Annotated in this window: 22 protein-coding genes; 6 read left to right on the top strand and 16 right to left on the bottom strand. The window is 68.4% G+C overall.

Translation table 11 applies throughout. From position 1 onward, the window contains the following. Positions 1-51 precede the first annotated feature (51 nt). Complete coding sequence (locus tag ALA01S_RS13825) at positions 52-1437, top strand: formimidoylglutamate deiminase (RefSeq protein ID WP_066337346.1); 1386 nt, start codon at positions 52-54, stop codon at positions 1435-1437. 48 nt (positions 1438-1485) lie between these two features. Here ALA01S_RS13825 and ALA01S_RS13820 read toward each other — a convergent pair whose 3' ends face one another. From ALA01S_RS13820 to ALA01S_RS13775, 10 genes are all read right to left on the bottom strand, one after another. Next, the gene (locus ALA01S_RS13820; protein ID WP_066337344.1) at positions 1486-2487 is read right to left on the bottom strand and encodes an aldo/keto reductase; all 1002 of its coding nucleotides are present in this window, start codon (positions 2485-2487) and stop codon (positions 1486-1488) included. A gap of 25 nt (positions 2488-2512) precedes the next feature. Beyond that, positions 2513-3478, bottom strand: a complete 966-nt coding sequence (locus ALA01S_RS13815) for a Gfo/Idh/MocA family oxidoreductase (RefSeq protein ID WP_066337342.1) — start codon at positions 3476-3478, stop codon at positions 2513-2515. A gap of 1 nt (position 3479) precedes the next feature. Beyond that, positions 3480-4337, bottom strand: coding sequence for a class III extradiol dioxygenase subunit beta (locus tag ALA01S_RS13810; RefSeq protein ID WP_066337341.1), 858 nt, complete (start codon positions 4335-4337; stop codon positions 3480-3482). Between the two features lies 1 nt (position 4338). Continuing rightward, on the bottom strand, positions 4339-4782 hold the full coding sequence (gene ligA, locus ALA01S_RS13805; RefSeq protein WP_066337340.1) for a protocatechuate 4,5-dioxygenase subunit alpha: 444 nt from the start codon (positions 4780-4782) through the stop codon (positions 4339-4341). 68 nt (positions 4783-4850) lie between these two features. Then, positions 4851-5786 (bottom strand): amidohydrolase family protein, encoded by a 936-nt coding sequence (locus ALA01S_RS13800; RefSeq protein ID WP_066337339.1) that lies wholly within the window; start codon positions 5784-5786, stop codon positions 4851-4853. A gap of 3 nt (positions 5787-5789) precedes the next feature. Continuing rightward, the gene (locus ALA01S_RS13795) at positions 5790-6710 is read right to left on the bottom strand and encodes a DUF1932 domain-containing protein (RefSeq protein WP_066337372.1); all 921 of its coding nucleotides are present in this window, start codon (positions 6708-6710) and stop codon (positions 5790-5792) included. A gap of 14 nt (positions 6711-6724) precedes the next feature. Further along, positions 6725-7408, bottom strand: coding sequence for a 4-carboxy-4-hydroxy-2-oxoadipate aldolase/oxaloacetate decarboxylase (gene ligK, locus ALA01S_RS13790; RefSeq protein ID WP_066337335.1), 684 nt, complete (start codon positions 7406-7408; stop codon positions 6725-6727). A gap of 55 nt (positions 7409-7463) precedes the next feature. Then, positions 7464-8492, bottom strand: a complete 1029-nt coding sequence (locus ALA01S_RS13785) for an amidohydrolase family protein (RefSeq protein WP_066337333.1) — start codon at positions 8490-8492, stop codon at positions 7464-7466. A 59-nt stretch (positions 8493-8551) separates the two neighbouring features. After that, positions 8552-9922 carry an MFS transporter gene (locus ALA01S_RS13780; protein WP_066337330.1) on the bottom strand — a complete coding sequence of 457 codons (1371 nt, stop codon included), beginning with the start codon at positions 9920-9922 and terminating at the stop codon, positions 8552-8554. Between the two features lie 238 nt (positions 9923-10160). Then, positions 10161-11093, bottom strand: coding sequence for a LysR family transcriptional regulator (locus ALA01S_RS13775; protein ID WP_066337328.1), 933 nt, complete (start codon positions 11091-11093; stop codon positions 10161-10163). A gap of 247 nt (positions 11094-11340) precedes the next feature. On the opposite strand from ALA01S_RS13775, the gene ALA01S_RS33970 reads away from it, so the two are divergent. Further along, positions 11341-11514, top strand: a complete 174-nt coding sequence (locus tag ALA01S_RS33970; protein ID WP_169805919.1) for a DUF6726 family protein — start codon at positions 11341-11343, stop codon at positions 11512-11514. Positions 11515-11550: 36 nt separating this feature from the next. Further along, positions 11551-12855 (top strand): FGGY-family carbohydrate kinase, encoded by a 1305-nt coding sequence (locus ALA01S_RS13770; RefSeq protein WP_066337327.1) that lies wholly within the window; start codon positions 11551-11553, stop codon positions 12853-12855. A gap of 6 nt (positions 12856-12861) precedes the next feature. Here the strand turns inward: ALA01S_RS13770 and ALA01S_RS13765 are convergent, their stop codons facing one another. Both ALA01S_RS13765 and ALA01S_RS32995 read right to left on the bottom strand, forming a co-directional pair. Then, complete coding sequence (locus ALA01S_RS13765; RefSeq protein ID WP_066337325.1) at positions 12862-14247, bottom strand: replication initiation protein; 1386 nt, start codon at positions 14245-14247, stop codon at positions 12862-12864. Positions 14248-14856: 609 nt separating this feature from the next. Further along, on the bottom strand, positions 14857-15078 hold the full coding sequence (locus ALA01S_RS32995; RefSeq protein WP_157118996.1) for a hypothetical protein: 222 nt from the start codon (positions 15076-15078) through the stop codon (positions 14857-14859). Between ALA01S_RS32995 and ALA01S_RS13760 the strand changes: the two genes are divergently transcribed. Continuing rightward, entirely contained in the window at positions 15071-16252 is a 1182-nt protein-coding gene (locus ALA01S_RS13760) for an AAA family ATPase (RefSeq protein ID WP_066337323.1), read from the top strand. The genes ALA01S_RS32995 and ALA01S_RS13760 overlap by 8 nt on opposite strands. A 14-nt stretch (positions 16253-16266) precedes the next feature. After that, on the top strand, positions 16267-17295 hold the full coding sequence (locus ALA01S_RS13755) for a ParB/RepB/Spo0J family partition protein (protein ID WP_066337322.1): 1029 nt from the start codon (positions 16267-16269) through the stop codon (positions 17293-17295). Positions 17296-17534: 239 nt separating this feature from the next. On the opposite strand, the gene ALA01S_RS13750 is transcribed toward ALA01S_RS13755, so the two are convergent. The 3 genes from ALA01S_RS13750 to ALA01S_RS13740 all read right to left on the bottom strand — a co-directional run bounded on the left by ALA01S_RS13750 (position 17535) and on the right by ALA01S_RS13740 (position 21832). Further along, positions 17535-19511, bottom strand: coding sequence for a site-specific integrase (locus tag ALA01S_RS13750; RefSeq protein WP_169805918.1), 1977 nt, complete (start codon positions 19509-19511; stop codon positions 17535-17537). A gap of 205 nt (positions 19512-19716) precedes the next feature. Next, positions 19717-21138, bottom strand: coding sequence for an oxygen-independent coproporphyrinogen III oxidase (gene hemN / locus ALA01S_RS13745; protein ID WP_218011468.1), 1422 nt, complete (start codon positions 21136-21138; stop codon positions 19717-19719). A gap of 4 nt (positions 21139-21142) precedes the next feature. Further along, entirely contained in the window at positions 21143-21832 is a 690-nt protein-coding gene (locus ALA01S_RS13740) for a Crp/Fnr family transcriptional regulator (RefSeq protein WP_066337318.1), read from the bottom strand. A 367-nt stretch (positions 21833-22199) separates the two neighbouring features. Here ALA01S_RS13740 and ALA01S_RS13735 point away from each other — a divergent pair, with 367 nt between their 5' ends. Next, complete coding sequence (locus ALA01S_RS13735) at positions 22200-23177, top strand: Bug family tripartite tricarboxylate transporter substrate binding protein (RefSeq protein WP_066337316.1); 978 nt, start codon at positions 22200-22202, stop codon at positions 23175-23177. A gap of 564 nt (positions 23178-23741) precedes the next feature. Here the strand turns inward: ALA01S_RS13735 and ALA01S_RS13730 are convergent. Then, positions 23742-24224, bottom strand: a complete 483-nt coding sequence (locus ALA01S_RS13730) for an Lrp/AsnC family transcriptional regulator (protein WP_066337315.1) — start codon at positions 24222-24224, stop codon at positions 23742-23744. Positions 24225-24246: the final 22 nt, after the last annotated feature.

Below are 24246 nucleotides of genomic sequence, written 5' to 3'. Positions count from 1 at the left end.
ACTGTCGCTCCCGCGCCTTGCGCCGCAGGACGGGCCTTTGGGGAGAAATGGATGCTCGATCAACTGTGGGCGCCGCGCGCCTGGCTGCCCGGCGGCTGGCGCGAGCGGGTGCTGCTGGACATCGGCCGCGACGGGCGCTGGTCCGCCGTCACGCCGGACGTGGACGCGCCGCCCGGCGCTCACGTGGCCGCCGGGCCCTTGCTGCCCTCGCTGGTGGATGCGCACAGCCACGCCTTCCAGCGGGCCTTCGCCGGCCTGGCCGAGGTGCGCGAAGGCACATCGGCGGACGACTTCTGGTCCTGGCGCGAGCGCATGTACGCCGTGGCGCAACGCATCACGCCGGCGCAGTTGCGCGCCGTGGCGGCACAGCTGTGCGTGGAGCTGCTGCGCGGCGGCTACACGCAGGTGTGCGAGTTCCACTACCTGCAGCACGACGCTGACGGCCGGCCCTACGCCGATGACCCCCTGGCCATGGCCTGGACGCTGGCGGACGCGGCATCAGACGCCGGCCTGGGCCTGACGCTGCTGCCGGCGCTCTACGAGCGCGCCGGCTTCAGGCAACCCGCGTTGCGCCCGGAGCAACGCCGCTTCCGGCTGGATGCCGCGGGCGTGTGGGCGGCGGCGCGGCGCATCGAGTCGGCGGGCCGGCCGCTGTTGGGCGCGGGCCTGGCCATCCACTCGCTGCGCGCGGCAGCGCCTGAGTCGCTCGCGGCGCTGCGCGACCTCTCGGAAGGGTTCGAAGGGCCCATCCACATCCACGTTGCCGAGCAGGCGGCGGAAGTGCAGGACTGCAAGGCCGCGTTGGGCGAGCGGCCCATACAGTGGCTGTACGACCAGGGGCTGCTGGATGCGCGCTGGCAGCTCGTCCACGCCACGCACGCCACGCGCAAGGAAATCGCCGCGGTGGAAGCCAGCGAGGCCGGCGTGGTGCTGTGCCCAACGACCGAGGCCAACCTGGGTGACGGCCTGCCGGACTTGGAAGGATGGCTGGCGGCGGGCGTATCGCTGTCGCTGGGGTCGGACAGCCAGGTCTCGCGCGATGCGCTGGAGGAACTGCGCTGGCTGGAATACGGCCAGCGCCTGCACCTGCGCCGGCGCAACGTGGCCGCCGCGCCGGGGCTGCAGCAGCCGTCCACGGCGGCACGGCTGTTCGACGCCATGGTGGCCGGCGGCGCGAGGGCCGCCGGCGAGCCGTCGTGGGGCCTCACGCCGGGCGCGCGGGCGGACGCGCTGGTGGCCGACGGCGATGCCGACGCCTTGGCAGGCGTGCCCCCGGCACGGCTGCTGGACGCACTGGTGTTCGCCAGCCCCGCGCGGCCCTGGCGCGACGTGCTGGTGGCCGGCCGCTGGGCCATCCAGGACGGCCGGCATGCACAGGGCGCCGGCATCGCCGGGCGTTTCCGCAGTGCAATGGAAGCGCTCTGGAACGAGGCCTGAGCCGGGGACGGCGGCGCGGCAGCGTGACCGCGCCGGCCCGCGGCCTCGTCAGAACTCCTCGGTGTCGATTTCCTGCTGCGTGGCGGCGTTGTAGCGGCCGCCCGCGACGGTGCGCGGGTTGATCAGCGCGTCCAGATCGCGCATCACGTCCGCGTCCAGGGAAACGTTCACCGCATCCAGGTCCTCCTCCAGGTGCGCGACGCTGGTGGTGCCGGGGATGGGAACGATGTCCTCGCCCTGCGCCAGCAGCCAGGCCAGCGAAAGCTGCGCCGGCGTGCAGCCGCGGGATTGGGCGATGCGCTGGAGGCCGTCGAAGAGCTGCAGATTGCGCGCGTAGTTCTCCGGCGTGAAGCGCGGCATGGCGCGGCGTATGTCCTTGGCGTCCAGCGTGGACACGTCAGTCAGCCCGCCGGCCAAAAAGCCGCGGCCCACGGGGCTGAAGGCCACAAATGCCACACCCAGCTCGCGGCAGGCCTGCAAAGCGGCGATCTCGGGGTTGCGCGTCCACAGCGAGTACTCGGTCTGCAGCGCGGCAATCGGGTGCACGGCATGCGCGCGGCGCAGCGTGGCGGCCGAGACTTCGGACAGCCCAAGCGTCTTGACCTTGCCCTGGCGCACCAGGTCCGCCATGGCGCCCACGGTCTCCTCTATGGGCACCTGCATGTCCAGCCGGTGCAGGTAGTAGAGGTCTATGACCTCCACGCCCAGGCGCTGCAGGCTGTCCTCGCAATTGCGGCGAATGGTCTCGGGGCGGCCGTCGATGACGCGGCGCGTCACGCCGTCCTGGCCCTTGACGCCGGCCATGCCGCCCTTGCTGGCCAGGGTGAAACGGTCACGGTGCGGTTTCAGGGCACGGCCCACCAGCGTCTCGTTGGCGCCAAAGCCGTAGAGCGCGGCGGTGTCGAACAAGTTGACGCCCAAGTCGAGCGCGCGCAGCAGCAGCCGCTCGCCCTCCTCCACCGGCGGCGGAACGCCATAGGCGTGGCTGAGGTTCATGCATCCCAAACCCAGGGCCGAGACGCTGAAGGGACCGATGCGGCGCTGCTGCATGAGGCTCACTTCCGTTTCACAGGGGTCACAGGTCGGCGTTGAGCTGCTGCTCCAGCGCATGCAGCACTTCGTAGCAGGGCAGGACCTGCGCCACGCTGGAGTTGGGCTCGCGCCCTTCGCGGATGGCGGCGAAGAACTCGCGGTCCTGCAGCTCGATGCCGTTCATGGACACGTCCACCTTGGACACGTCGATCTTCTCTTCCTTGCCGTTGACCAGGTCGTCGTAGCGGGCGATGTAGGTGCCGCTGTCGCCGATGTAGCGGAAGAAGGTGCCCAGAGGGCCGTCGTTGTTGAAGGACAGCGACAGCGTGCAGATGGCGCCGCTCGCGGCCTTGAGCTGGATGCTCATGTCCATGGCGATGCCCAGCGCCGGGTGGATGGGGCCCTGCACCGCATTGGCCTTCACGATGGGGCTGCCGCACTGGTAGGCGAACAGGTCCACGGTGTGCGCGGCGTGGTGCCACAGCAGGTGGTCGGTCCAGCTGCGGGGCTGGCCCAGCGCGTTCATGTTGGTGCGGCGGAAGAAGTAGGTCTGCACATCCATCTGCTGGATGTTGAACTCGCCGGCCTCGACCTTCTTGTGTATCCACTGGTGGCTGGGATTGAAGCGGCGGGTGTGGCCGCACATGGCCACCAGCCCCTTTTCCTTCTGCAGCCGCACGACTTCCTGCGCGTCGGCCAGCTTGTCGGCCAGCGGGATTTCCACTTGCACGTGCTTGCCTGCCTTCAGGCACTCGATGGCCTGCGCGGCGTGCATCTGCGTGGGCGTGCACAGGATGACGGCGTCCACCTCCGGCAGCGCCAGGCTGTCGGCCAGCTCCGTGGTGACGTGCTTGATGCCGTACTTCTCGGCCACCTCGCGGGTCTTTTCCAGGTCGCGGCTGATGAGGGAGACCACCTCCACGCCATCGATGTTGCGAATGCCGTCCAGGTGCTTGATGCCGAAGGCGCCGGCGCCGGCCAGCGCGACCTTGATGGTCTTGTTGCTCATGTCAGTTGTTCTCCAGGATGAGGTGGCCGACGGCCGTGTTCGAAGCGGGTACGTGGTAGAAGCGGTGCTTGACGGTGGGCTTCGCGCTGCCGCCGTTGACGTCGCTCATCGCGCCGCGCGCGATCAGCCACATCACCAGCTCGATGCCCTCACTGCCGGCCTCGCGCACGTAGTCGATGTGCGGGATGCTGGCGGCGGCCTCGGGGTCGCTGATGAGCTTGTCCAGGAAGGCGTTGTCCCATTCCCGGTTGATCAGCCCCGCGCGCGGGCCCTGCAGCTGGTGGCTCATGCCGCCCGTGCCCCAGATCTGCACGTTCAGCGGCTCGTCGTAGCTGGCCACGGCCTTGGCGATGGCCTTGCCCAGGTTGAAGCAGCGCCGGCCGCTGGGCACGGGATACTGCACCACGTTGACGGCAAAGGGAATGACCGGGCAAGGCCACTCGTCCGGCTGGCCGAACATGAGCGACAGCGGCACGGTCAGGCCGTGGTCCACGTCCATCTTGTTGACGATGGTGAGATCGAAGTCGTCCTGGATCACCGACTGCGCAATGTGCGCGGCCAGCTCCGGATGGCCCTTGACCATGGGCACCGGGCGCGGGCCCCAGCCCTCGTCGGCCGGCATGTACTCGGCCGCGGTGCCGATGGCGAAGGTGGGAATGAAATCCAGGCTGAACGCCGTGGCATGGTCGTTGTAGACCAGGAACACGACGTCGGGCTTGTTCTCCTTCTCCCATTGCTTGGAGAAATCGTAGCCCTTGAACACCGGCTGCCAGTAGGGCTCCTGGGTCTTGCCCAGGTCCAGGCTGGCGCCAATGGCCGGAACGTGCGAGGTGTAGACGGATGCGGTGATGCGGGCCATGTCAGTTGCCTTTGCTCTGGCCGGCCGCGCCCTGCGGCTGGCGATGGGTCTGGGCGTCGCCGTCCTCCCCGACGACGCGGTTGCCTTGCGCCGAGCGGCCACCGGCGACCATCATCTGCCGGTACTCGTCTTCCGTCATGCCGGTCATGCTGCCGGCCATCTGCTGGAAGCTGCGGCCGTCGGTGGCGCCAATCTTGGCCAGGAAGTAGATGTTGCCGCCCAGCGCGATGCAGCGGTTGAGGTCGCGCGCCAGCACGGCCTGCTTCTGCTCTTCGCTCATCGCCCACTGGTCGAGGTAGGCGCGCTCGTCGGCCTTGAACTTCTCGCGGTTCTCGGCCTTCATCAGCGACATGCAGAACTGGTTGAGCCAGTACCCTTGGCGCGACATGTCGGCGTCGAAAATGGTCGTGCCGGGCACGTCCTTGTACGGTTTCTGCAGAGCCATGTGCGGTGTCTCCTTGGTTGGGCCGGAGCGCGCCTCACGCGCCGTCCGCCCCGTTGTTGCTCACGCTTTCAGCGGACTTCGTCCGGCCAGTACAGCCGCATGGGGTTGTCCACCAGCAGCTTGTGCTGCAGCTCGGCCGTGGGCGCGATGTGCGGGATGAAGTCCACCAGCAGCCCGTCGTCAGGCATGTGGCCCTTGAGGTTGGGGTGCGGCCAGTCGGTGCCCCACAGCACGCGGTCCGGGAATTCCTCCACCACGCGGCGCGCGAAGGGCACGACGTCGCGGTAGGCGTTGCGCTCGCCGTCCAGCGCCTGCGGCCCGCTCACCGACAGCCGCTCCGGGCAGCTTACCTTGCTCCACACGTTGGCGTGCTCGCGCATGAACTTCAGGAACAGCTCGAACTCCGGGCCGTCAATGGGCTTGGTGACGTCCGGGCGGCCCATGTGGTCCACCACCACCGTCGTGGGCAGCGCGGTGAAGAAGTCCCACAGCTCCGGCAGGTCCACGGCCTCGAAGTAGATGACCACGTGCCAGCCCAGCTTGGCGATGCGGCCGGCAATCTCCATCAGCTCGTCCTTGGGCGTGAAATCGACCAAGCGCTTGACGAAGTTGAAGCGCACGCCGCGCACGCCGGCGTCGTGCAGGGCCTGCAGCTCCTCGTCGCTGACGCTGCGCTTGACGGTGGCCACGCCGCGGGCCTTGCCCTCGCTGTGCAGCAGCGCATCCACCAGGGCACGGTTGTCGGCGCCATGGCAGGTGGCCTGCACGATCACGTTGCGCGAGAAACCCAGGTGGTCGCGCAGCGCAAAGAGCTGGTCCTTGGACGCGTCGCAGGGCGTGTACTTGCGCTCCGGCGCATAGGGGAATTTCTCACCCGGGCCGAACACGTGGCAGTGGGCATCGACGCTGCCGGGCGGCACCTGGAAGGCGGGCTTGGTGGGGCCCTCGTACCAGTCCAGCCAGCCTGCGGTCTTGGTGAAGTCACCGGTGGTGGGTTTGCTCATGGTTCAATCCTTGTTGACTTGGGCCAGGATGCGGTCGGCCTCGGTGCGCCAATCCGGGCTGCGGGCAAATTCCGGCGTGCCCCTGGCGCCGAACACGCCGGCGTCGGCCAGATCGGCCACCCAGGCCTGGCGCTCGGCCGTGCCGCCGGCGCTCCAGGGCGCGAGGCCGGCCTCGCGTACCGTCTCGGCCACTTCGCGCACTTCCTCGCTGCGGCGGCGGCCATGCTCGATGACGCGCTGGAAGAAGTAGGCGGCCTGTTTTTCCCAGTCGATGCCGGGAAAGGTTTCACGCAGCGAGGCGATCACGGCGTCTTCCACGCCGTAGTGGCGTGCAGCGGTGAAGCTTTCGATGACCATGGCTTCCAGGCCCTTGATCATCACGCTGCGGCACATCTTGGTGGCCGAGGCCACGCCCAGCTGGTCGCTGCTGACCTGGGCGTCGAAGCCCAGGGCGTTGACCAGCGGTGCCAGCTCGGCCGCGCTGGGCCCGCCCAACAGCAGCGGCACGCGTATGCGGTAGGGCGGGATGGACGTCATCACCGCGCCCTCGACGTAGCGGCCGCCCGCGGCGTCGATGAGTGCGGCCGCGCGCTGCTTGGCGCCGGGCGAGGCGGAGTTGAAGTCCAGGAAGAAGGCCCCGGCCTTCACGCCCGCCACGCAGGCCTGCGCCACCGGCACGGCCTGGCTGGCGGTCACGGCGCTGACGATGAAGTCGGCACGCGCGGCCAGCTCGGCATGCGAGGCCGCCAGCGCCACGCCATGGGCGCGGGCATGCGCCACCAGCGCCGCGGCCGTTGCCGGCGCATCCAGCTTGAGGTCGTAGGCGGAAACGGTGACGCCTTGCTTGCGCAGGTCCTCGGCCAGGATGCGGCCCACCTCGCCGTAGCCGACGAGGCCGATGTGCCACTGCTTGGGGTCGGCCATGGTCACGCCCCGCTTCAGTCGATGTACTTCAGGCCGGCCTTCTCCAGCGGGCCACGCATGTTGTACATGTCCAGCCCCAGGATGCCGGAGGCCAGCTTGGCGCGCTTCTCGCCTTCGAAGCTCTCGCGCTTGGCGGCGGCTTCGGCCACTTCCACGACCTTGGCCCTGGGCACGCAGCAGATGCCGTCGTCGTCAGCCACGATGGCGTCGCCCGGGTTGACCAGCATGCCGGCGCACACCACGGGGATGTTCACCGAGCCCAGCGTCGCCTTGATGGTGCCCTTGGAGGAGATGGCCTTGCTCCACACCGGGAAGCCCATCTCCTGCAGCACGCGCACGTCGCGCACGCCGGCGTCGATGATCAACGCGCGCGCGCCGCGGGCCTGGAAGCTGGTGGCCAGCAGGTCGCCGAAGTAGCCGTCGGTGCACGGCGCCGTGACGGCCGCCACCACGATGTCGCCGGGCTGAATCTGCTCGGCCGCGACGTGCATCATCCAGTTGTCGCCCGGCTGCAGCAGCACCGTGACGGCCGTGCCGGACACCTGCACGCCGGGATAGATGGGCCGCATGTAGGGCTGCAACAGGCCGACGCGGCCCTGCGCCTCGTGCACGGTGGCCGAGCCCAGCGCGGCCAGGCGGTCCGTGGCTTCGCGGTCGGCACGGGTGATGTTGCGGTAAACGACGCCGAGTTCAAACATGTTGAGGCTTTCCTGATGCGTGGGGGTGCGGGCTGTTGATGCGAAGCTTGGCGGCTTACAGGCCCTTGGCCTTGAGCGCGGCGTCCAGGCGCGGGAAGACGCGGCGGGCGTTGCCTTCGTAGACCATGTGGCGCTCCTCGTCCGTGAGGTTGGCCGTGGCCGCGACGTAGCGCTTGGTGTCGTCGTAGTAGTGGCCGGTCTCGGGGTCGATGCCGCGCACCGCGCCGATCATCTCGGAGGCGAACAGGATGTTCTTCACCGGGATGACCTTGGTGAGCAGGTCGATGCCGGGCTGGTGGTACACGCAGGTGTCAAAGAAGATGTTGTTGAGCAGGTGCTCGCTCAGCAGCGGCTTCTTGAGCTCCTGCGCCAGGCCGCGGAAACGGCCCCAGTGGTAGGGCACCGCGCCGCCGCCATGGGGAATGAGGAACTTCAGCGTCGGGAAGTCCTTGAACAGGTCGCTGGTGAGGCACTGCATGAAGGCGGTGGTGTCCGCGTTCAGGTAGTGCGAGCCCGTGGTGTGGAAGCAGGCGTTGCAGCTGGTGGAGACGTGGATCATCGCCGGGATGTCCAGCTCGACCATCTTCTCGTAGATGGGGTACCAGTGGCGGTCGGACAGCGGCGGGCTGGTCCAGTGGCCGCCGGAGGGGTCCGGGTTCAGGTTGATGCCGACGAAACCGTACTCCTTGACGCACTTCTCCAGCTCGGGGATGCAGGTGGCGGGGTCCACGCCCGGCGACTGCGGCAGCATGGCCGCGCCGATGAAGTGGTCGGAGAAGAGCTCGCTCACGCGGAAGCACAGCTCGTTGCAGATGGCGGCCCAGGTGGAGGAGGTTTCGAAGTCACCGATGTGGTGGGCCATGAAGCTCGCGCGCGGGCTGAAGACGGTGAGGTCGGAGCCGCGCTGCTTCATCAGCTTGAGCTGGTTGGTCTCGATGGACTCGCGCAGCTCGTCGTCGCTGATCTTCAGGCTCTTGGGGTCGGGCTTCTTGCTCGGGTCCTTGAGCGAGGCGATCTGCAGGTCGCGCCAGGCGCCCAGCGCGGCAGGCGCGGTGGTGTAGTGGCCGTGTACGTCGATGATCATCGAGGTCTCCTAGAGGTTTGGCTGATGGTGCAGGCGGCCGTGGCCGGCTCGTCGGGTGATCAGTGGCCCAGCGCTTCGCCGCGGGCGCTGTTGGCACGTCCGGGCTGCTCGGGATGCGCGAGCTGCTTGACCAGCAGCGCGGCGCAGGCGATCAGGCCCGGCACGGCCACCACGGCAAACACCGTGGCGAAGTCCAGTTGGCGGCGCTGCAGCTCGGCCACCAGGAAGGAGCCGGCAATGCCGCCGAAGCGGCCGATGCCCAGCATCCACGACACGCCCGTGGCACGGCCCTGCGTCGGGTAGAACATGGCGGCCAGCGCGGGCATGGACGATTGGGCCGTGTTCATGATGGTGCCGGCAATGAACACCACCGCCATCAGCAGCCCGACGTTGCCCACGGTGGCCTGGCCAATGGCCCAGATGGACACGGCAGTGAGCACGTAACCAACGGCGATGATGCGGTTGGCGTTGTAGCGGTCCATCAGCCAGCCGGCAAAGATGGCGCCCACGCCGCCCAAGGGGAAGAGGGCCGAGATCAGCGTGGCGGTGGCCGGGTCGATGCCGGCGTCGCGGAACAGGATGGGCATCCAGTTGATCAGCGCGTAAAAGATCACCAGGCCCATGAAGTACGCCACCCACAGCGACAGCGAGCCCACGATGAACTGGCGCGACAGCACCACGCCCAGGCCGCTGCGGGCCTGCGTGGCCGGCGCCTTCTCGGCCATGACGAAGCGCGAGGCGCCCTGCGCCATCGCGGCGTTGATGCGCACCAGCACGGCGCGGATGCGCTCGGCGGCGTAGCCCTTGGCCACCATGTAGCGCGCCGACTCCGGCAGCGCCGCCAGCATCACCGCAATCAGCACCAGCGGCGCCACGCCGCCCAGCATCAGCACGCTGCGCCAGCCGAAGTGCGGAATCATCCAGGCCGCCAGGAAGCCGCCAAAGGCCGCACCCAGCGGGAAGCCGCAGAACATGGCGTTGGTCAGCATGGCGCGCTGCCCGTCGGGGCAGTACTCGCTCATCAGCGTGACGGCGTTGGGCATGGCCGCACCCAGGCCCACGCCGGTGACGAAGCGCAGCACCGTCAGTTGCGTGAGGTCGCCGGACCAGGCCGAGGCCAGGCAGCCCAGGCCGAACACCAGGGTGGAGGCGATCAGCACACGCTTGCGGCCCAAGCGGTCGGCCAGCGGACCGGCGCTCAGCGCCCCCGCAGCCAGGCCAAACAGCGCCGCGCTGAGCACCGGCGCCAGCGCCGGCTTGCTCACGCCCCACTCCTTCACCAGCGACGGCGCGATGTAGCCTATGGCCGCCGTGTCAAAGCCGTCCAGCAGGACGACGGTGAAGCACAGAAAAAACACCAGCCATTGGTAGCCTGAGAAGCGGCTGGCATTGAGTAGCGCCTGCACATCGACGCTTTTGCTTTGGTCCACGAAAGTCTCCTGGTGGCCCCCCGGCACATGGGTGGAGTTGGGCGGGCAGTTGGCATGCCGCCCAATCACGGAACGGCCATCTTTTGCGGCGCGATTCTGATCACGCCCCCCTCCCCCACCAAGCCCATTGAGCCCATAGCTGCTATCGCAAAACGGCATGGCTGCGCCGCTTGATGTATCTCAAACAGGAATGGCGGCGACAAGATTCAGTCGCCCGGCCGGAAGCGGGCCAGAAGAATCAGTCGGTACCGACGAGGGCCGTGCCGCCGGTGGGCAGGCCGAGGCTGAGGTCCACGAGCAGTTGCGACGCCTGGCGCATCAGCGGACCCGGCCGCCGCGTGGAGGAGCGGGCCAGGCACAGCACGCTGGTGAGCGTGGGATCGGTGAGCGGGCGGGCACGCAGCTCGTCGGCCCGTGGAGACGCGTTCACGGCGCTGGCGGTGAGCACGGCACAGCCGTGGCCGGCGGCCACCAGCTCGATGATGGAGGCCACGCTGGAGACTTCCCAGGCAATCTGCAGCTTGAGCCCAACCAGCGCCGCCTGCGTCTCCAGCTGGCGCCGTATCACGTGCGCGCGCTCGGGCAGCACCAGCGGCAAGGCGGCCAGCTCGCGCAGCGGCACCAGCGCCTTGCCCGGCGCGCGGTCGGACGGCGCCTCGCGCCGCTCCACCAGGCACAGCGGCTCGTTGAGCAGCGGCATGACCTCCAGCCCCGGCTGCGCCTCGGGGTTGTAGAGCAGGCCGATGTCCACGCGCGAGCTCAGGATCCACTCGACGATGTGCGTGGACAGCCCCTCGACAATGGCCAACTGCGCCCGCGGCAGCCGCTGCTTGAAGGTTTCCACCAGCGGCACGGTGAGCTTGCGCCCCATGGTGGGCGGCACGCCGATGACGACGCGGCCCACCGCCTCGTCGCGCGAGGAGCGCATGTCCTCGCGTGCCTGCGCCACGGCCTGCAGGATGCCGCTGCCGTGCTCCAGCAAACGGCGCCCCGCCTCGGTCAACACCACGCCGCGGCCGTTGCGCAGCAGCAGCGTCTCGCGCAACTCGATTTCCAGCGAGCGCACCTGGCGGCTGAGCGCGGGCTGCGCGATGTCCAGCACGGCCGCAGCCTTGCTGAAGCTGCCCAATTCGGCGACCTGGACGAAGTATTCGAGCTGCTTGAGGTTCACACCGGCAGGACGCGCAGCGGCGCGGCGCGTCATATAGAGAGAAGTGAAGGGGGATGCCGCCGCTGTGGCGGGCGCCGAGGATAGCGCGCCCGCCCCGCCCTGCTTCGCCGCGGCGGGCGCGCGCACGGCTTGAGCTGCGGGCACGGGCGCGGTCCGCCGGCGTGACTTTTCGCCGCGTTTCGTCGTAACAGTTGGATTTGGAAGGCAGCGGCCGTCAACGGGGCCGCCGCGCTGCCGTTGGAGCGGCATGCGAACCGTTGTACTGACTTGCTGCGCCCTCGTCCTGACCTCGCTGCTCGGGGGCTGCGGCGCCGTCGCCTTTCCCTGCCGCGCCGCGTCGGCGGTGATCAAGATCGTCCCGGTGGTGGGCCACGCCGCGGCCTTGCCCACGGACGCCTGCGCGGCCGTCATCGATCCCTGACACCTGTCCAGGGGCGCCGCCCGCAACAATGCGGCCATGGACAGTGTTCCCGCCTCGGACGACGCCCTGCACCTGGGCCTGGACCTGGGCACCTCCGGCGTGCGCGCGGTGGTGGTGGCCGGCCATGGCGACGTGCAGGCCACGGCCCGCGAAGCCCTGCCGCCGTCGCTGCGCGACGGTGCCCGCGTCACGCAGCAAGCTGCCGATTGGTGGGCCGCGGTGCGGCGGGTGCTGCAGGCGGTGCTCACCCAAGTGCGCCGCGAACGCTTGATGTCCATTGCGGTGGACGGGACGTCCGGCACCCTGCTGCTGGCCGACGCCCAAGGCGTGCCGCTCACGCCGGCGCTCATGTATGACGACGTGGCCTCGCTGGCCGAAGCCGCGCAGATTGCCGCCGTGGCGCCACCCGACACCGCCGCGCGCGGACCCGGCTGCGCGCTGGCGCGGCTGCTGCATCTGCAGGCCCAAACGCCGCGGGCCGCCCACGCCCTGCACCAAGCCGACTGGATCGCTGGCCAACTCCTGGGCCGCTTCGGCTGGTCCGACGAACACAACGCATTGAAGCTGGGCTACGACCCGCTGTCGCGGCGCTGGCCAAATTGGCTGCAGGGGCTGCCGCTGCGCATGGAGCTGCTGCCGCAAGTCGCGGTGCCCGGCACGCGGCTTGGGCCGCTGGCGCCCCATATCGCCCGCGAGTTGAGCCTGCCCGCCGACGTGCAGGTGGTGGCCGGAACGACCGACGGTGTCGCGGCCTTCCTGGCCACGGGCGCGTGCGAGGTGGGCGAGGCCGTCACTTCGCTGGGCAGCACGCTGGTGCTCAAAGTGCTGTCGGCGCAGCCGGTGTGGGCGCCGCAGTACGGCATCTACAGCCACCGGCTGGGACGGCGGTGGCTCGCGGGCGGCGCCTCCAACAGCGGTGGGGCCGCGCTGCTGCGGCATTTCACCCGTCAGCGCATGGCCGAGCTGAGCCCCAGGCTGCGCCCCGGCCAATGGACAGGCCTCGACTACTACCCGCTGCCCGCACCCGGAGAACGTTTCCCCATCAACGACCCAGCCCTTGCGCCACGCGACACGCCGCGGCCCGCGGACGACGCCCTGTTCTTCCAGGGCCTGCTCGAAGGCATTGCGAACGTCGAAGCCTTGGGCTTCCGGCGCCTGGCGGCGCTGGGGGCGCCATACCCATCGCGCGTGTGGACCGTGGGCGGCGGCGCGGCCAATGCGCCCTGGCGGCATCTGCGCCAAAGCTGCCTGGGCGTGCCCGTGGCCGTCGCGGCCCACGAGGAAGCGGCCTACGGCGCGGCGCAACTGGCTCGCCGCTCCATGGGCGGCTTTGGGCCGTGACGGGCCTCAGCGCCGAACACCCGGCGGCGTGTCCCAGTCCGCGCCATGCACCGCTTGCGCATACAGGCGCACCAACACCGAGCCCAGCACACCGTGCAGCACGTCGCCCTGCGCGGCGCGGCGCGAGACCACGGCGCTGAGCATCCCGCGCGCGGCCAGATCCTGCAGCGCGCGCTCCACCCAGCCACGGCGCTGCACGGGGTCCAACGCGGCAATCTCGCTTTTCACCTGCGCAATGCGCTCGTTGAGCCAGGCTTCGGCATGGGCCCCGGTGTCGGCCACGGCGGGCGATGCCGGCGCCGGCGAAGGCGCAGCCAGCGCCTGGATGGCGGCCGCGCTCCCCTGCTCCACCACGGCGGCCGGCACCGGCGTGCCGGGCAGCGCCGGGGGCTCCTGGGCATCGCCATGGCGCAGCAATGAGCGCAGATACGCGTAGGCGTGCTCGATGCCGCGCAACTTGCGGTTGACGGCGCGGTGCTCCAGCACGTCCAGTTGCTCGCGCACCCGGGCCTCGCCGAACTCCTTGATCAGGCCGTCCAGCTTGGCTTCGCGTATGCCCAGCGACTCCGCGCGCAGCACCAGGCCTGCATCCACCGGCCCCTCGGCAAGCGCCCGCGCGCGCGGCGTGCCGCGCTTGCGGCGCACGGCGAACTGCACTTCGCTCACGGCGCGGCCGACCTTGTGCTCTATGAGCTCGATCTCGATGTCGGTCTCGCTGTTGATCTCCTCGACCGCCGGCTTCACGCGCTCGTTCTTGAACTTGCGCCACTCGCGCCGCTCGGCGCCGCCGGGTGCGGGGTTGAGCGCATCGGCCCACCACTGCACCGGCTTGCGGCTGGTCACGCCGGAGGGGTTGTCCCGGTAGCGGGCGCAGATTTCATACAGCGCCACGGCAGCGTAGGAGCCCAGCTTGGCCAGGACGTCCAGGTCGATGCGAGCCCAGCGCGCGGGCTCGCGCAGCGCCGACATGATGGTGGGCGGGTAAGACCAGGACACCCAGTTCTCGCCGTTGCGCACCTCTATGGCCACTTCGCTGAGCATGCTGAAGCCGCGCCATTTCAAACCGTCGCCGGGCGCCGTGGATTCCCAGTCCACTTCCAGCCCCCGCATCTCGCGCAGGTAGCGCTTGGCGGCCGTGCGGTCCTCGCCGCTGGAGCCGGTGGTGCGCAGCAGCGCGGGCAAGGGCGCCTCGAACAGGTAGTCCGCGGCCGGCATGGTCTCCATGGCCTGCAGCCGCGACTGCGATACCTGCAGCAGCGCGTTGTACAGCCGCCGCCCAGTGAGCGTGACGCGGCGCGAGCGCGGGACCATCACGATCATCTCGTGCGGCTTGCGCAGCTCCGCGCCTTCTTCCTTGGGCACCGGGACGCGCGGCGGGTCTTTGTCATCCATGGGACAGCATCATATGTCCACGCACCCCTGGACGCTTAGGGACTTTCGATGCCTTCGCGTTTCTTCGAATTTCAAGTGAATCCGCGTCCGATCGCATGACGACAGACCGTGAGCCCTACTTCTCCGGTTAGAAAACGGACACATCGTGCCCTTGCGGGCAGCGTGCTCCTCCATCGAATCGGTTAAAAGCTGGACAGTCCACCGCTGTGCTGCTTGCCTGTGATCGGAGCACAGCGGTTTTTTCCTGGACATTTCCTTTCCGCCCCGACCACAGCGTGAAGAACCGGCAGCCGGTTAAAAGCTGGACAGCTTGCGACGCAGCCTCCAAGCGATCAATAAAGCAGGCCGGTTGAAACCTGGACACCGGGCAGACTCTGCCCCATGTTTTTCTTAAAATTCAGGCGGTTAAGGGCTGGACAGCAGGCACTTCAGGAACGGCTGCCGGCCATCGCATGTGCCCGGCGCGCCAACACGGTGCCTTGTGGACAAGCTGCCACAGTGTCCGGGAAGACGCTGGACACTTGACGGTTGAATCATGGACGGTATCGGTTAAATACTGGACGGTATCGGTTAAAAGCTGGACAGAGTGCATTATTAATATTCAGTAAATCATTGATTTTTATAGATAAAACCGAGTTGTCCACAAGCTTTAATCTCTTTAACTTCTTTAGACTTTTTTAATCCCGCCGAGAAGATAGGAAAGAAATCAAACGGCGCTGCTGATAAGGCCCACGTTGTGCACTGTGCCACCGCACATGCGATTTTTCCGATGTGCCATGCATAATCGTCTGCAATCCCAAAAACGTAACAAGCGGGCACGGACATGGACATCAAACAGGCCATCCGTCGGCAAAGCCTGGCCGACATCGAACATCAAGCGGCACGCGTGGCGGCCATGATGGGGCACATTCGTGCGGCCATGCTGCCGCCGGCGGCCAAGAAGTCGGCGCCGTCCTTGAGCGCCGCTCAACTGGCGCAGCTGTGCCACGTGGACAAATCGAAGATTGCCTACCGGCTCACCCGTGGCGATCTGCCCGCCGGTCAGATGCAGGGCAACCGGCGCGAGTGGTCCATGGCGGATGCGCGCCAGTGGATTCGCGAGTTCCGCGCCCCCCACATGCGTCCCGAAGGCGCCGTGGGCACCACGCTGACGGTGGCCAACTTCAAGGGCGGCGTGGCCAAGACCACGTCGGCCGTGACGCTGGCGCAGGGCTTGTCCATGCGCGGCCACCGGGTGCTGGTCGTGGACCTGGACCCGCAGGGCTCGGCCACCACGCTGTTCGGCGTGCTGCCGGACGCCGAAGTGGAGCAGGAACACACGGCCATGCTGCTGTTCTCCGGCGCCCACGAGGACTTGAGCTACGCCATACGCGGCAGCTACTGGCCAGGCATCGACCTGGTGTGCGCCGCGCCGCTGCTGTTTGGCGCCGAGTTTGCCCTGCCCGCCCGCCAGACGCGCGACCCGGGCTTCGAGTTCTGGCGCGTGCTCGACCGCGGACTGGACCAGGCGCGCATGGACTACGACATCATCATCATCGACACGCCGCCGGCGCTGAGCTACGTCACCATCAATGCACTGATGGCCGCCGACGGGGTCATCATGCCCTTGCCCCCTTCGGCGCTGGACTTCGCCAGCTCGGCCCAGTTCTGGGACTTGTTCAGCGACCTGTGCAACCAGCTCATTCGCAGCCGCGGCCAGGACAAGACCTTTGAGTTCATCGACGTGCTGCTGTCGCGCGTGGAGTCCAACGACGCGGCCAGCACGGTGGTTCGCCAATGGGTGCTGGAAGGCTACGCCGACAAGGTGCTGCCCATCGAGATTCCCAAGACCGCCGTCACCGCCACGGCGTCGGCCGAGTTCGGCACGGTGTACGACCTGCCCCGCGGCGCCATGAACGCCAAGACGTTTGCCCGCGCCCGCGACGCCTACGACCGCATGTGCGAACTGGTCGAGCAGCAGATCCAGGCCGTGTGGGCCACGCAACTGGAACAACTGGCCGTCTGAGCTGAGGAGCCGCCATGAGTCTCAAGAACAAGGCCGCCAAGCTGGATTTCAGCAACCTGCCCGGGCTTGGGCCCGAGAGCGACGCGCCTGCCCGGCCCAAGACGGCCCCGGGCGCGATGATGGCGTTTGCCAACGACGCGCGCTCGGAACTGCTGCGCGAGAACGAGGCCCTGCAGGCCAAGGCCCAGCAGGCACAGGCACTGCAAGGCCAATTGGACGAGGCGCTTGCCGATCTGCGCCAATGGGACGGCGCCAAGGCCACGCGGCTGATAGACACGGCGCTGATACGCCCAAGCCGCTGGGCCAACCGCCATGAGCTCAATTTCAGCTCGCCGCAGTTTGAAAAGCTCAAGGCCGAAGTGGCTGACGCGGGCGGCAACGTCCAGCCCATCAAGGTCCGGCCCGTGGCCGAACCGGCCGACAGTTTCGAAGTGGTGTACGGCCACCGGCGGCTGGAAGCCTGCCGGCAATTGGGCCTGCCTGTGCTGTGCCTGGTGGACAACATCGAGGATCGCGCGCTGTTCATAGAAATGGAGCGCGAAAACCGGGGCCGCAAGGATTTGTCGGCCTGGGAGCAGGGCATGATGTACCGGCGCGCCCTGGACGCCGGCTTGTTCCCTTCGCTGCGGCAACTGGCCTCGTCCATCGGGGCGCAACCCGGCAACGTCAGCACCGCGTTGCAGATCGCGGCCTTGCCGGACGAGGTAGTGCAGGCTTTCCCCTCGCCGCTGGAGCTTCAGTTCCGCTGGGTGGCACCGCTGAAGGCCGCGCTGGAGCACGACGAAGCGGCGGTCCTGGAACGTGCCAAAGGCCTGGCTGCGCAGTCGCCTCGTCCCGCTGCCCGCGACGTGCTGGCTTGCCTGACCGGCCAGGGCGAAAAGGGCCAGCTGACACGGCAGACCCGCTACACCCAGAGCGGCAAGACGGTGGGCTCATGGGACAAGGATGCACGCGGCAACGTCACGCTGCGCTTCAAGGCAGGGGCGCTGACGGCCGACAAGGAAAAGCGCTTGCTGGAGCTGCTGGGCAAGTTCTTCGATTGACGGCCGATAGCCGGTCCAGGCTTGAAAATCCATACCAGGGGCCTGCGGGCCCCTTTTTGTTGGGCGGGTGTTCTACGGTAGAACACCCGCAGCCTTGGCCAGGCGGCCCTGGATGTATGGGTGATACCGACGCGCTTGCTGAGGCATGGCTGCCCGCCCGGTGAGGCGCGGCAGGCGCGAACGGGTGGTGCAGTGGGTACTGGGTGTTCTACGGTAGAACACCCCTGCGTGTGGGGCCGTCAACCCGCCTTGCGGCGCCGGTGCAGCTTCTCCAGCTCCAGCACCATTCGGAACCGCTCCGTGCTCAGGTACACGGTGGTCGTCGACAGGCTGGCGTGCCCCAGCGCCTGCTGGAGAACCTCCACCGGCACTTGCGCCGCGGCGCCCTGGCGCGCAAAGGTATGGCGCAGCCAATGGGTGGAGGCCGCCTGGAAGCGGCCGGCATCGAGCCCGTCGATCAGATGCGCCTCTGCAGCGATGTGCTTGAAAAAGCGCTTGAGCGTGCGGTAGAGCCCGCTGGCGCCCAACGCGCGGCCACCGGCGCCGCGGACCTGCAATTCGGCCCTGCCGCCGACGGTGGCCACCCACCGGGGCGGTGCATCGGCCAAGGTGCACACCAGCGGTGCCGGCGAGGGCAGCGCTCCCATGGACGAGGCGTCGGCATGGTGGCGCGCGACGAGTTGTGCCAAATCATCGGCCAGGGGCACCTCGCGCTGCTTGCCCCCCTTGCCCTCCACGGTCAGCAAGACGGCTTGCCGAGCTTCTTGGCCGATGGCGACGCTGCGCAACGAAGCGGTCGTGGCCCCGGCGATTTCCGACAAGCGCAGGCCCGTGCCGGCGAGCAACTCCAGCACCATGCGCAAGCGGCGTTGTTCCGCCCCCGCCGGCACCTGTCCCCGGCCACGGGCCGCCGCTTCTTCCAGATCGACCTGGGCACATATGAATGCCCATTCCGCATCGGTGAAGGAACGGTCGATGTCCATGCGTGAGGCCGTCAACGCCGCGCGCTTGTTGACCGCGCGCAGCGGGTTGCCGACCAGATAGTTCGCGTCGCGCAAACCGTCAAACAAGGCTTGCACCACGACCAGCGCCTGCCGTTGCGATGCGGGGCTCAAGGGGCCGCGGAAGGGCCGCCAGCCCATGTCGTCGCGCGTGACGACGCCGGCCGCACACCACGATGCCGGCGGCTGCCGGATGAAGTCACGGTAGGCCTGTGCGTCCAGGCTGTCCATGGACGACAGCGGCTTGTCCCGCTCCAGCAGGCACCACAGGTAAAAGCGCTCCACCTCCTTGCGGTAGGCACGCAGCGTGGCGGGCTTGTCCCGGAACTGCGAGAGCCAGGCCTCCACCGCTTGCCGGTCGTCGTGCGCGCCCAGGTGGTTGGGCATGCGCGTGGCAAACAAGCCGGGTGCGGCCGCACCGCCCGCCAGGCGCTGCGGCACCGCCAGCCGCTCCCAAGGTACGAGGGCCCACCGGGGCGGCGTGTCTATTGTGGCCAGGGTGGCGGTGCGCAACGCCGCACGCCGTTGGGGCGGGTGCAGGACGTCCTCCCGCAGTGCCGCATCGCTGTGGGCCACCATGGGTTTGAGCCAGTCCAGCAGCGCCTGCGCCCGCGTGGCCCCCAACCCGCGAACGCGGCGCCACCAGTTCGCGCCATGGACGTTGGCCGTTTGGGCCAAGGCTTGCACGGTGGCAATGCCGGCTTCCCGCAGCCGAGTGGCCAGGACAGGCGACAACCACCAGGACAACGTGTCCGCCGGGGCAGGGCGGCGGGACAGCAGGCCCTCGATCCGAAGCAGGGCACGCAACGGCCCGGTGCTGTTCGATACCGCCGCGGCAGGCGAGGGGAGACCGGTCTCCGTGGGGCCGTCCAGACCGAAGCATTCGCGGTACTCGCGCAACAGGTCCTGCTCGGACCAGCCGTCGCTGTCCAGGCCGTGTACGGCTGCGAAGTCGTCCAGGCTGGGCAAGGCTGTGGCGCCGGGGCCTTGCGGGGCTTGGGCAAGCAAGGCCAACTCCGCCGTGATGCGCTCGTCCTCGGCCAGCGTCAGGTTCAGGGCCTGGGCTTCGCGCAGCACGCGCTGCATGAGCAAGGCCCGCTGGCGCTCGATATGGCGAGAGTGGTTGCTGACCTCGCCAAAGGCCAGATAGCGCTCCCAGGCTTTCCTGACGTCCAGCCCCTGCAGGCATGCCCTGAGGAAAGCGAAGTGATGCACGCCCAAAGGCTGTTGCTCGCGCAATACCTTCGTACGTGCACCCCGTGGCCGGCCCGCAGCGGATTTCCTTGGCGGCTCAATGGTTTGCATCGGCTCCCGGTGCCCGTCATTCCAACGGCACACCGTTTTTGCTATTTAAGTAGCGGCATGATAATGAGAGTTATCAGGACGCAGTCAAAGAGCAAAAATTATCGCGCTGCCTTCCTCAGACCATGCGAGAGAAGCGCGGACGCGACGTGGCGGCCTGCAAATGACGGTCGAAGACGCTGGCGACGGCGCGTATGAGAAACCAGCCCGCCGCCGTGACGCCGATGCGCCGCGCCTGCAGCGTCACCAGCCCCGACTGCGCCAGCGGCAGCAGCGCTTGCAACTCGCGCTGGAAGTAGTCCTCAACGCGGATGCCGTGCTGCTGCTCGACGGCGTCGAAGTCCAGGCCGCCCCGGCACATCAGGGCCATGATCACGTCGCGCCGCAGCCGGTCGTCCGCATCGAGCTCGTAGCCCCGCTCCACGGGCAGCTCCTGGCGCTGCAGGCTTTCGTAGTACGTGGGTAGCGTTTTGGCGTTCTGGTAGTAGGTGCCGCCAATGCGGCCTATGGCCGACACGCCCAGGGCCACGAGGTCGCAGTCCGGCTGCGTGCTGTAGCCCTGGAAGTTGCGGTGCAGGCTTCCCTGGCGCCGGGCCACGGCCAGCGGGTCGGCCGGCAGCGCGAAGTGGTCCATGCCGATGTGCTCGAAACCCTGCGCCAGCAGCCCGTGGATGGCGTCGCCCAGCATGGTGATGCGCTGCGACGGGCTGGGCAGATCCTGCTCGTGGATGCGGCGCTGCGGCTTGAAGCGTTCCGGCAGGTGCGCGTAGGCATACAGCGCGATGCGGTGCGGGCGCAGCTCGCCAATCTGCTGCACGGTGCGCGCAAAGCTCTGCGGCGTCTGCTTGGGCAGGCCGTAGATGAAGTCGGCGTTGATGGAGGCAAAGCCCAGTGCCCGCGCGCCGTCCATGAGCTCACGCACGGCGTCAAAGGATTGCACGCGGTGCACCGCCTGTTGCACGTCGGGATCGAAGTCCTGCACGCCAAAGCTCAGCCGGTTGAAGCCCAGGCCGCGCAGGTGCGCCAGGCGTGCCGTGCTCACCGTGCGCGGATCGACCTCGATGGAAATCTCCGAGTCCGCCGTGAACTGAAAGCGCGCGGCCAGTGCCGACATCAGCCGTTCGAGCTCGGCATCGGACAGGAAGGTCGGCGAGCCGCCGCCGAAATGCAGTTGCGACACCGGCCGTCCCGTGCCCAGCAGGGACGACACCAGCGCCAGCTCCGCCTCGAGCGCATCGAGGTACTCGGCGGCGCGTTCATGGTGGCGGGTGATGATCTTGTTGCAGGCGCAGTAGTAGCAGATGGATTCGCAAAACGGAATGTGCACGTAGAGCGAGAGCGGCGCGTTCGCGCCGGCAGCCGGCAGCGCCGTGAGGGCCTGGGTCGCCTGTGCCGGGCCAAACTGGCCGTGGAAGCGGTCGGCCGTGGGGTAGGAGGTGTAGCGCGGGCCCGGCTTGTCGAAGCCGCGCAGCAGCTCTTCGGTGAGCAGCGTGCGGGCATCCTGCAGCCCTTGGGCGGTGGAAGAGGGCGGGCAGCTCATGGCGTCACTGCAGGCCATGGCGTGCCAGGCGCTGTGCGTCGACGATGCGGATGTCGCGGCGCTGCACCGAGATCATGTGGCCGGCCTCCAGCTCCGCCAGCACCCGGGAGAAGTACTCCGGCGTGATGGACAGCCGCGAGGCGATGGTGGCCTTGCTCACCGGCAGCGACACCAGCGAGCCGCCGTCCTCGCAGGGCCTGCGTTCGCGCAGCAGGTAATTAACGACGCGCTGCGTGCCGCTGTGCAGCGCGTAGGCCTCCACGTCGCTCATGAGGCCGTGCACCTGCTCCGACATGCCCGCCAGCAGCCGCAAGGCCAGCCGCGGGTCCCGGGCCACTTCGGCCAGCAGCGCTTGCTTGCGCAGCGTGAGCACCAGCGTGTCGCCCAGCGCCGTGGCGTTGACCGAGCAGGGCCGCTGGCCGAACACCAGCGTCTCGCCGAAGCTGTAGCCCGCGCCGACCAGCCGGATCACCTTTTCCTGGCCGGAGGCCGAGATGGCGTGCAGCTTGACCTGGCCCGTGACCACGACGTGGAAGGCGTCGCAGGGGTCGCCGCAGCGAAACACCGGCTCGCCGCGCGCGTATCGCGTGAGCTGGCAGTCTTCGGCCAAGTGCTGCAGATCGGCGGGACGGCAGTCGCCGAACAGCGGCAGCACGGAGAGATAGCGCGGGGTGTCGAAACGGCTCAGGTCCATGGGCCGTGACTGTCCGCGTTGCGGGCGCGCGTGCCCATTCTTCGGTCGGACAGGCGGCGTGAGCGAAAAGGAGGATGCGGGCGCCGGCGCGCATCGTTCCAAGGAACTATGGGGGCCGGTGGGGGCCATGGGCGCCGCGAGGCCGTGGCCGCCAGGGCCGGCATCGGGGCAGGCCTTGGCGCCGGCGCAACGCTTTCACTCGGGATAAACCCGGAAACCGTGGGGAAAATCCGCGCAAGGCGCCCCGCGATGGCGGCTTGCGGGCGCCGTGGCGGCCACACTGTCAGGCGCGACCCGCGCCGTCATTCACGAGTGACCAGAAAGCGCGGGCGACCACACCGCTCAGTACCCAACGAGGAGACCCCCCATGAACGCCATGAAACTGCTGGCCGGCGCCACGCTGGCCGCTTTTTCGCTGCTGGGCGCCACGGCGCACGCGCAGGATTTCCCTTCCCGCCCCGTGCGCATCATCACGCCCTTCCCGGCAGGCGCCGGCCCCGAGGCCGTGGTCCGCCTGGTGGCCGAGCGGCTGCAGAAGAAGTGGGGCAAGCCCGTGGTGGTGGAGAACAAGCCCGGCGCCAACGGCTTCATCGCCATCGACACCTTCAAGCGCGGCTCCACCGACGGGCACGATCTGATCCAACTGGACAACGTGCACCTGGTGGCCTATCCGCACCTGTTCAAGAAGCTGCCCTACGACCCGGTCAAGGACTTCGATCCGCTCGTGCCCCTGTTCAAGACCTACTTCTTCGTCGGCGTCTCCAACGACAGCAAGTACAAGACGGTGGGCGACATCCTGGCCGACGCCAAGGCGCGGCCCACGGCGCTGAACTACGGCTCCTGGTCGGTGGGCAACCCGGTGCACCTGGGCTCGGCGCTGCTGGAGTCCATGACCAACACGCAGATGCAGCACGTCATCTACAAGGAGACTTCCCAGCTCTACACGGCCGTGGCCACGGGCGAGCTGAACTTCGCGCTGGGCTCCATGGCCACCGCGGGCCCGCTGCAGCGCTCGGGCAGGCTGAAGTTCATTGCCGTCACGGCGCCGAAGCGCCACCCCGCCTTCCCCGACGTGCCCACGGTGGCCGAGTCCGGCGGCCCGGCCGGCTATGAGGTCACGGGCTGGACCACCATCGCCGCGCCCAAGGGCCTGCCCAAGCCGACAGCCGAGCGCATACAGCGCGACATCGAGGAGGCGCTGGCCGACCCCGAAATCAAGCAGCGCTACGCCACCTTCGGCTACGACCTCTTCCCCGCCACGCGCGAACAGTTCAACAGCTTCATCGCGGCGGAGTCGGCCAAGTACGCCGAGGTCATCAAGCGCGCCAAGGTGTCGTTGGACTGAGCTGAATTTTCACCAAGCCGCTTCCAACCTCCAGCGCCCGGCCATCGCCCGCGTCGGCACAAAAAAAAGCGCCGGTCCAAAACTTCCGGACCGGCGCATCACAGGAGCGCTACTCCGCGCTCACTCCCTCGCTAAAGCACAACCCCCGTTGACCACAGGCTGCGTGAGCCGCGGTTGCGCAGCGCCTGGTGCGCCGCCTGCCGCGTCCGCTGGCCTGTTTTCAAGCGAGACATGCTGTATTTCGGAAAGGCGCGGGGAGGCTGTACGGGACCTGTTTCCGAATGTCATTCCGCTGTCCGCGCCCTGGGGTGACGGCCCGCATGCCATGGGCAAGGCGCCCCACGCAAGCGCCCGGATTTGCCGGCGTGCAACGGGCGTGACGCAGTTCCCGCGAACAGCCCGGCTCAAAGGGCCCGCCAAGCGCTGCCCGGCCGGATGGGTGCCCTGTGACGGGCCCGGCAGCGCCCGGGCTGCGTACCGCAGACGTCCAGTCGATTTATCAAATGGATACGATCGTCACGGCGTGATTCGCCCAAGCGTTGTGGCGGCGGGCGGGTGGGCCCTTCAGACCGGCACGACGGTCGTTTCCTTGACGTGGTCCAGCACGAAGCTGGTTTTGACGTCCTTCACGCTGGGATGGCGCAGCAGCGTGTCCATGACGAAGCGCGAGTAGTGCGCCATGTCGGTGACGACCACGCGCAGCAAATAGTCCATTTCGCCGGTCAGGGACACGCACTCCACCACCTCGGTCCAGCTCTGCACGGCGGCGGTGAAGTCGTCCATGGGGCTGCGCTTGCCGGCGTCGCTGCGCTTTTCCATGTGCACGTTGATGTAGGCCGTGAGGCCCAGCCCCACGCGGGCGGGCGACACCAGCGCGGCGTAGCCGCGTATCACGCCGGCTTCCTCCAGGCGCTTGACGCGGCGCAGCGTGGCCGAGGCGGACAGGCCCACCCGCGCGGCCAGGTCGTCGTAAGTGATGCGGCCGTCGGACTGCAGCGCGGCCAGGATGCGCCGGTCCAGCGCATCGAGCTTGAAAGCGTCTGTCATGGATTCAGTCTTGCAGGAAAAC

Source organism: Azohydromonas lata NBRC 102462 (genome assembly GCF_001571085.1).
In the GTDB taxonomy this organism is placed as follows: Bacteria; Pseudomonadota; Gammaproteobacteria; order Burkholderiales; family Burkholderiaceae_C; genus Azohydromonas; species Azohydromonas lata.
Note: the sequence above shows the minus strand (reverse complement) of the source record. Positions and strands in the feature narration are given on the sequence as shown.